The following is an 8,301-nucleotide window of genomic DNA, read 5'->3' as shown; positions in this document are numbered from 1 at the left end:
GGGCCGCCGCGCCCTTCGCCGCCACGGCCGGGGCGCTCGCGGCGCTGGCCGGGCTGCCCCGGCGCGAGGTGCCCGGCGTGCGGGTGCTCGACTCGGGGTTCTTCGACGTCACCTCCGAGGCCGACGGCGGGGAGCTGGAGCTGGGGGAGATCCTCGACGGGCAGGACCGGGGGGTCGGCTCGTTCCGGGTGCCGCTGGCCACGCTCAACCGGCACGCGTTCGTCACCGGCGCCACCGGCTCCGGCAAGTCGCAGACCGTACGGCACCTGCTGGAGCAGCTCAGCGCGGCCCGCATCCCGTGGCTCGCGATCGAACCGGCCAAGTCCGAGTACGCCGCCATGGCCGGCCGCGTCGAGCACCTCGGGCCCGTCACCGTGATCAACCCGTCGGCGCCCGCCGGGGTGCCGTTCAGCATCAACCCCCTCGAACCCGAGCCCGGCTACCCCGTCCAGGCGCACATCGACATGGTCAGGGCCCTGTTCATGGCCGCCTTCGACGCCGAGGAGCCGTTCCCGCAGATCATGTCGCTGGCCCTGCAGCGCGTCTACGAGGCGACCGGCTGGGACGTCGTCACCGGCGGCGCCGTGCCCGGCTCCAAGGTGCCGCCCAGCGTGCCCACCCTGGAGCTGCTCCAGCAGCACGCCATGGACGTGATCAAGGAGATCGGTTACGGCCGCGAGGTGCAGGCCGACGTCGAGGGCTTCATCTCGCTGCGGCTGCGCTCGCTGCGCGTCGGCTCGGCCGGGCGCTTCTTCGAGGGCGGCCACCCCGCAGACGTCGGCGGCCTGCTCCAGCGCAACGTCGTGCTCGCCATCGAGGACGTGGCCAACGACGAGGACAAGGCGTTCCTCATGGGCACCCTGATCATCCGCATCGTCGAGCACCTGCGGATGCGCGCCCGCCAGGAGAAGTCCGTCGGGCTGCGGCACGTCATCGTCATCGAGGAGGCCCACCGGCTGCTCCGCGACCGGGGCGCCGGCCGGGCCGCCACCCACGCCGTGGAGCTGCTGGCCGGCATGCTCGCCGAGATCAGGGCGTACGGCGAGGGCATCGTCGTGGCCGAGCAGATCCCCACCAAGCTCGTGCCGGACGTGGTCAAGAACACCGCGCTCAAGGTCGTCCACCGCCTGCCGGCCGAGGACGACCGGCAGCTCGTCGGCGCCGCCATGAACCTCAGCGAGGAGCAGTCCCGCCAGGTCGTCTCCTTGCAGCCGGGCTGCGCGGCCGTGTTCGCCGACGGCATGGACCGGCCGCTGCGGGTGCGGGTGCCGCTCGGCGAGTCGCGTGAGCGGCTCATGCCCAGCCCTCCACCGCCGATAAGGGGACGCCGCTCGGCGGCCTGCGGCAGCCAGTGCCGCACCGGGCAGGCGTGCACGCTGGTCGAGCTGCGGGAGGCCGACGTCCTGGCCGACGCGCCCGACTGGGCGTGGCTGCGCGTCTGGTGCGACACCGTCGTGCTCGCGTTCGTGACGAACCGCCCGCTGCCGGGGGTACCGCGCGCACTCGCCGCCGCCTGGTCCGAGCTGCCGGTACGGCGCGGCGAGTGCCTGCTCGCCACGCTGGTGGAGCGGTCGGTGCAGCGGCGCGCCTGGGCGCTGCGGAGCTGGCTCGACCCCGCTCTGCTCACGGAGAAGGCGGCCGAGACCGCCACGCGGCTGCTGGCCGGGCTGGAGCGGGGCGGCGAGCGCCCCGGCGTGGCGTGGGTGATCCCGCAGGTGCGCTGGCTGCACGAGGTCGACCGCCTGTTCCCGTACGGCCGGCCCGCCCCGGACCTGCGCAGCCCGGCGCCGCCCATGGAGTACGCCCTGTTCGGCGACACGCCCGGAGCGGCGGCGGCCCGCGAGCCGGCCCCCGCGGCGGCCTTCAGCGACCCGACCGCAGGGGCCGCGGGCGGCGCGGGCGCCACCGGGACGGCCGCCGCGGGTGGGACGGCCACCGCCGTGGTCACGGCCGCCGCCCCGCACGGGGAGCTGCTCGGCCACCGGGCCAAGGCGCTGCGCCACCACCCCCTGTCCATGGCCATCGAGCACAACCGGGCCCTGGCCTGGCGGGTCATCCTCGGCGACGACGAGAACGAGGGCCTGCAGCGCGACGTCATGACCGTCGCGATCGGCATCGAACCCGCCGCCCGGCTGCGGCACGTTGGCCAGACCATGGGGGCCGGGTGGCTCGAAGGCGTCCTGTCCTGGCCGCGCCGCTTCGTCCTGCCGTTCGACCACGGCGGCGCCCCCGAGATCCCGTTCGCGGGCTGACCGGCGCGGCGGCGGGCTGATCGGTCGCGGTGCGCGGGCTCAGCCGGCGGCGGGCTGATCGGTCGTGGTGCGCGGGCTCAGCCGGCGGCCGACTGATCGGTCGTGGTGCGCCGGCTCAGCGGTCGCGGCGGCGCTCGACGCGTTTGCGGCGGGCCACCTCGCGCTTGTGCTCGGCCAGCTCCCGCCGGCGCTCGCGGCGCCCGTCCGCGGCCTCGCGCTTGCGGCTCTCCTGCTCCAGCCGCATGGCCTCCTGCGACGCCGTGCTGCGCGAGGAGACCCGGGCGGCGGCCCGCGCGGCGAGCTTGGCGGCCCGCTTGGGGTTGACCCGGCGGCCCGTGCGCTCCCCGGCGGGCACCGCGGGCGCGGCCGACGCCTGTTCGAGGAGCGAGACGCCGTGGCGCATGAGGAAGTCGTACAGCTCGGGATCGGTCGGCTCGGAGCCGAAGGTGAAGCGGGTGACGCGCAGCGCGCCCTCCTCGGCGATCTCCAGCACGCCGACCCAGAACGACCCGTCGAGGTAGACGGAAAACGTGACCATGCCCTTGCTCCCAGGTATGCCGAAGGACGGTCTGACGAGACCGCTTCCGGCACACCGGACATCCCTCAAGGGCGGTTACGAATATGTCGCCCGGGCTACCAACCGGGCCGCGTTTTCGTGTGCGTTATCAGACTAAGGGCCAACGCCGACTAGGATCCTGTGCCATGACCCAGCTTCCACTGCGCGCCCAGCTCGCGAGCGCCCTGGGCCGCAGCGCCGCTACGCTGTCCCGGATGACCGGGCGCGGTGACGGCTCGGTGATCGGCGGGCGGGTGGGCCTCATGCTCGAGCCCGACCTGCTCCGCAAGCTGGCGCGCGACCGCAAGCTCGCCCTGGTCAGCGCCACCAACGGCAAGACGACCACCACCCGGTTGATCACCTCCGCGCTGCTGGAGATGGGCGAGGTCGCGACCAACGTCTTCGGCGCCAACATGCCGGCCGGCCACGTCTCGGCGCTGTCGCAGCACAAGGACGCCCCCTACGGCGTGCTGGAGGTCGACGAGAAGTACCTCCCCGAGGTCCTCGACACCACCGGCGCGGGCGTCGTCTGCCTGATGAACCTCAGCCGCGACCAGATGGACCGCGCGGCCGAGATCTGGCTGCTGGCCCAGAAGTGGCGGCGGGCGCTGTCCGGCAAGCCCACCCATGTCATCGCCAACTGCGACGACCCGCTGGTCACCTGGGGCGCCTCCACGGCGGCCAAGGTCACCTGGGTCGCGGGCGGACAGCGGTGGAAGGAGGACTCCTGGTGCTGCCCCGAGTGCGGCGGCCCCCTCGACCGCAAGGACGCCGACTGGGCCTGCCGCGAGTGCACCTTCCACCGGCCCGAGCCGCAGTGGGTCCTCGACGACGACGCGGTCATCGACCCGCGCGGCCAGCGGTGGCTGCTCGACATCCAGCTCCCCGGCCTGGCCAACCGCTCCAACGCGGTCATGGCGCTGGCCGTGGCCGAGGCGTTCGACCTGCCCGTGGAGCGGGCGCTGCCCAGGCTGCGCGAGGTCACCTCCGTCGCCGGCCGCTACACCACCGTCGAGCGTGAGGGCCGCCAGGCGCGGCTGCTGCTGGCCAAGAACCCCGCGGGCTGGCTGGAGGCGTTCGACGTCGCCGACCCGCGGCTGCCGATCATCCTGTCGGTCAACGCGCAGGGCCCCGACGGGCGCGACACGTCCTGGCTGTGGGACGTCGACTACCGCATCCTGCGTGGCCGGCCGGTGTTCGTCACCGGTGAGCGCCGCCTCGACCTGGCGCTGCGGCTCGACGTGGCGGACGTGCCGTTCGCGGTGTGCGAGACGTTCGCCGAGGCGCTCGCCATGCAGCCGCCCGGCCGTGTCGACGTGATCGCCAACTACACCGCCTTCCAGCAGATCCGATCGGAGTTCGGCCGTGCCGTCTGACAGCGCCCTGCGCATCGTCTGGATCTACCCCGACCTGCTGAGCACGTACGGCGACCAGGGCAACGTCCTCGTGCTGGAGCAGCGCGCGCAGCGGCGCGGCATCGAGACCGAGACCATCCACGTGCGCTCGGCCGACCCGGTGCCCGAGACCGGTGACATCTACCTCATCGGCGGTGGCGAGGACCGGCCGCAGATCCTCGCGGCGGCGCGGCTGCGCCGCGACGGCGGCCTGCACCGCGCCCTCAACCGGGGCGCCGCGATGCTGGCCGTGTGCGCCGGCTACCAGATCATGGGCAGCACGTTCGGCGGCGAGGAGGGGCAGCCGGTCGACGGCCTCGGCATCCTCGACATCGCCAGCGTCCGCGGCCCGGCCCGCGCCGTGGGCGAGCTGGTGGCCGAGGTGGACGCCGCGCTCGGCCTGCCGACGCTGACCGGCTTCGAGAACCACATGGGTGTCACCCGGCTCGGCCCCGGCGTCAAGCCGCTGTCGCGCACGGTCAAGGGCACCGGCAACGGCGACGGCTTCGAGGGCTGCTACACGGGCCACATCGTCGGCACCTACCTGCACGGGCCGGCCCTGGCCCGCAACCCGGCGCTGGCCGACCTGCTGCTGTCCTGGCGCGTGGGCGGGCAGCTCGCCCCGCTCGACGACACCCGCTACGAGCTGCTCCGCCAGGAGCGCCTCAACACGGTCCTCGCCGCCGGCTGACCGTCGGCGGAGGGTCCTCGCCGCACCGCTCCGGTGGCGGCCGTCAGGGACGGTCCTGGCTCATCGCGACGTGGATCGCGCCGGCGGCGTGCAGGGTGCTCAGCAGGGTCCAGTCGTCTGTCGGGTCCAGCCATACCTGGAGTTCTTCTGGGCCGCGGGGCCGGGGGAGCGATCCTTCGGGTTCGTAGAACGAGGTGACCAGTACGAGGGGTACGGGCGCGGTCCACTCCTCCGGCGCGGGTGGCACGTGCCGGCCGCCGAGCAGCACGGCTCGTTCCTCGGGTGAGCATGCCTCCAGGGGGTCGTCCGCGGCCAGCTCCGCCTGTATCCGTACCTGCGCGTCCAGCGCGGCCCGTAGGCGCGCCTCGTGCCGCTGTTCGGGTGTCTCCAGGGTGTCGTAGCCGGGGTGGAACGCCGCGACGAGCTCGGCGGGGTCGTCGGCGTACGCTCGCAGGCTCCCGCCCGCGAAGATCATCTCGTACCGGTACAGGGAGCCGTCTCCCTTGGCCGGCGCGAGGGGTGGCCGGTCGGCCACCGAGGTGTTGCGGATGACGACTGCCACGCGTTCTCCTCTGTTCGTCATAAAGAGCTGCTCTTCTTCTCGCCCCATCGGGTCACCGCGAAGAGGGCCGTGAGCTGTGCCTTGTCGGCCGCCCGGTGGAAGAGGAGGTCGGCCAGCTCCAGATAGGACGAGTAATCCCGCCGCCTGCGGTGGTCGGTGTGGTTGCCGGGGAGGTCCTTGTCGCCGTGGTTGAGCGGGAACTGGTCGTCGCCGAGCCGCAGGGACAGCGCGACCATGCCCAGCACCACCTTGGTCTGCGCCTGGACGACGCCGAGGTCCAGCGAGCCGTCGGCGAGGCGGAGCTCGGCGTGGTCGGTCCGTCCGCCCTTGACCGCAGCCAGGTTGACCGCGGAGAGGTGCTCGGAGTGGTGCTTCCGCACCGCGTCGAGTGAGGCGTATCCGGCGGCGTGCATCGGGTTGGGCTTGCAGTAGATCAGTCCCCGGTGGCCGGGCAGCTCCGGGTTCGCCAACAGCCGCAGTAACGTGTCGAAGAAGGTGGAGGCCGGCAGGCGCACCAGCTTCTCGTAGAAGGCCGGGATGTGGTCGAACACGGAAGTGTCCACGTGAACGTGACCGCCCGAATTCGCCGTCGCCACGCCGCCGTGCGACTTGATGATCTCGCAAGCCAGCCGGATGGCCTCCCACGTGCGCGGTGTGTCGTACATCGGCGGCGAGACGAGTTCACCGGCGGTCGTGCCCTCCCGCTCCAGCCGCCAGCCGTTGTCCCCCTCGTAGTAGCCGGTGTCGCGGGAGGTGTGGTAGCCGTGCACCCACGGATCCAGGGTCAGCCCGGCGTCGTACAGGTCGCGCGCGATGGCCGCGTTGATCGCGTCCTCGTGCCGCTTGAGTGACTCGGGCAGATCGTATTCGAACTCCCGTCCGAACTTGAAGCCGGTTCCGGGGGCGGCCAGGCCGCCCGTGGCGTCCTCGGTCATGTAGGGCACGACGGGCTCGCCGCGCTCGGCCCGTGCGAACGCCTCGGCCAGGTCGCGCTCGAACGCCTCGGGGTTGTCCCGGTAGGAGACTTCCGGCTCGGCCGGGCGGCTCTCCCAGGCGCGGGCGCGGGCTTCCAGCGCCTGGACGCGCTCTCGCTCCAGGTCGGAGGCGAAGTGGCCGGCCCTGGTCATGGACGCGCGGGCGAAGACGGCGTCACGGGCGGCGTTCTGGCGGAGCTGGTCCGTGAGCGCGTCCTCGGCCTGGCGCAGCAGCGTCCGCGTGAAGTGGTACGGCGGCTCTACCGGTGGTCGGTGGTACGAGGTCAGCCGGTTGACGAGGTCGGCCCGGTCCGTGGCGCCGCCCGGGTCCAGGCCGTGCTCCTCGGCTCCTCTGAACACGTGGGCGAGCCGTTGGACCGAGTGCTCCAGGCCCAGGTCGCCCGCCAGCTTGCGGAGCGGGTCGAGGACCCATGCGGGGGCCTTGTCCTGCGGGCCCACGATCAGGTCCATGCGTGCCAGCGCGCGGGCGGCCGGCTCGTCGAGCTTCAGCGCGTACCGGTCGGCCACCCGCACTCTCGCCCAGGTGTTCGGGCTGGTGTCCATGTATCCCCGCAGCGCGTCCACCAGCGCCGGCCGGTCCGCGGCGCCCATGGGGTCGAAGCCGAGCCGCTGGGCGCGGTCGGCCACGTGGGCGAGGCGGCCGATCGGGTCGCCGAGGCCCAGCTCACGCGACAGCCCGAGAAGGGGGTCCAGCGCGGGGCGCGGCGCGCCGTCGCCGGCGATGACGCGGTCCATCCGGCCCAAGGTCACCGCCTTCGCCGGGCTCAGGCGCGCGTCGGGGAACCGCTCCTCCATCACCCGGACGTCCCAGCCGTCCCTGTCCTGGTCGCGGAGCCGAGTGAGGCTCTCGACGAGCTCCGCGCGGGTCGCCGGTCGTTCCGGGATGGCGCCCTGCGTGTCGGCCTGCGTGAGCATCTCGGAGAACGTGCGGAGCGCGTGGGAGAACCCCGTCTCGGCCGCCAGGTCGCCCAGCCGGCCGTCCGGTGATACCGAGTGGAGCGCCCGGTCGGCACGGCCCAGCGCCCGTGCCGCCGCGTCGTCGAGCCCACCTATGGCGTGCTCGTCCGCGATCCGCAGCCCGTCCCACAGCTCGGTGTCGTGCTGCCGGGCCTGCCTGAGCCCGTCCACCAGCTCGTACCATCCAGGCGCGCCCTGGACGTCCACGCCCTGGGCCTGCGCGGCCACGAACAGGCGTCCTACGTGGTCGATCGAGTAGAACCCGACATTCGCGTCCCACGCCAAGCTGCGAAGCCGCGTGACTCTGTCCGCCATGTCGGTGTACTCGGTGGAGCCGAGCGCCTGATCCATCCGAGCGAGCGCTCGCGCGACCGGAAAGGACACGGGCGCGCTCTCCCGGTTCGCGAGCCACAGGCCGGGGACGAGCAGCGGGTCCGTCTGCCTGTACTGGTCCAGCCTGTCGGTCAGCTCCTGCCTGTCGGTCGCGCCCGCGGGGTCGAAGCCCTGCCGCTGGGCCTCGTCGAAGACTCGTACGAGGCCGTCGAAGGTATGCGGCATACCCAGCGTCGACGCCATGATCCGGACGTTGTCGGCCAAGGTGTGATTTGTGGGGTTGCGTAGCCCCTGGCGAGAGATGTGGGCCATTGTCCCCAGGCTGTGCGCGAACCCGTCGTCCGGTACCGGCTCGTGCAGCAGGTCTGCGACGCGGCGCCCGAGGCCGACCAGGGTGGGATCGAGGGGCGGCTGGGGGGAGGGGCCGTCGCGGTTGATGAGCTGGTCGATGCGGCTTGTGCCCGGGCCGGTGTCGTGCGGGGGGTGAGCGCCGGTGGGTGCGTCCTTGCGTGGATCGCCTGGCTGTGCGGCGTCACGTGTCGTGGGGGTGGTGTTGTTCGT

Annotated in this window: 6 protein-coding genes; 3 read left to right on the top strand and 3 right to left on the bottom strand. The window is 73.0% G+C overall.

All coding sequences use genetic code 11. The annotated features are described in order from the left end of the window. On the top strand, positions 1-2,252 hold a 2,252-nt coding region (locus tag AB0H81_RS42420; protein WP_358387455.1), incomplete at its 5' end, for an ATP-binding protein. A 115-nt stretch (positions 2,253-2,367) separates the two neighbouring features. Here the strand turns inward: AB0H81_RS42420 and AB0H81_RS42415 are convergent. Beyond that, on the bottom strand, positions 2,368-2,790 hold the full coding sequence (locus AB0H81_RS42415; protein ID WP_358387452.1) for a YjdF family protein: 423 nt from the start codon (positions 2,788-2,790) through the stop codon (positions 2,368-2,370). A gap of 164 nt (positions 2,791-2,954) precedes the next feature. On the opposite strand from AB0H81_RS42415, the gene AB0H81_RS42410 reads away from it, so the two are divergent. Further along, the gene (locus AB0H81_RS42410) at positions 2,955-4,184 is read left to right on the top strand and encodes a MurT ligase domain-containing protein (RefSeq protein ID WP_358387449.1); all 1,230 of its coding nucleotides are present in this window, start codon (positions 2,955-2,957) and stop codon (positions 4,182-4,184) included. Beyond that, positions 4,174-4,893, top strand: a complete 720-nt coding sequence (locus AB0H81_RS42405) for a glutamine amidotransferase (protein ID WP_358387446.1) — start codon at positions 4,174-4,176, stop codon at positions 4,891-4,893. Before AB0H81_RS42410 ends, AB0H81_RS42405 begins: the two co-directional genes overlap by 11 nt. 43 nt (positions 4,894-4,936) lie before the next feature. Here the strand turns inward: AB0H81_RS42405 and AB0H81_RS42400 are convergent, their stop codons facing one another. Together AB0H81_RS42400 and AB0H81_RS42395 are read right to left on the bottom strand one after the other, a co-directional pair. Then, positions 4,937-5,455, bottom strand: a complete 519-nt coding sequence (locus tag AB0H81_RS42400) for a hypothetical protein (protein ID WP_358387444.1) — start codon at positions 5,453-5,455, stop codon at positions 4,937-4,939. 17 nt (positions 5,456-5,472) lie between these two features. Then, positions 5,473-8,301 (bottom strand): hypothetical protein (locus AB0H81_RS42395; protein WP_358387441.1); only part of this gene is annotated, 2,829 nt, incomplete at its 5' end.

The organism is Nonomuraea sp. NPDC050691, assembly GCF_040654455.1.
Taxonomy (GTDB): Bacteria; Actinomycetota; Actinomycetes; order Streptosporangiales; family Streptosporangiaceae; genus Nonomuraea.
Note: the sequence above shows the minus strand (reverse complement) of the source record. Positions and strands in the feature narration are given on the sequence as shown.

Coding starts and splice junctions, on each gene's coding strand:
- AB0H81_RS42415 (WP_358387452.1), bottom strand. CDS start 2,790: ATGGTCACGTTTTCCGTCTACCTCGACGGGTCGTTCTGGGTCGGCGTG.
- AB0H81_RS42410 (WP_358387449.1), top strand. CDS start 2,955: ATGACCCAGCTTCCACTGCGCGCCCAGCTCGCGAGCGCCCTGGGCCGC.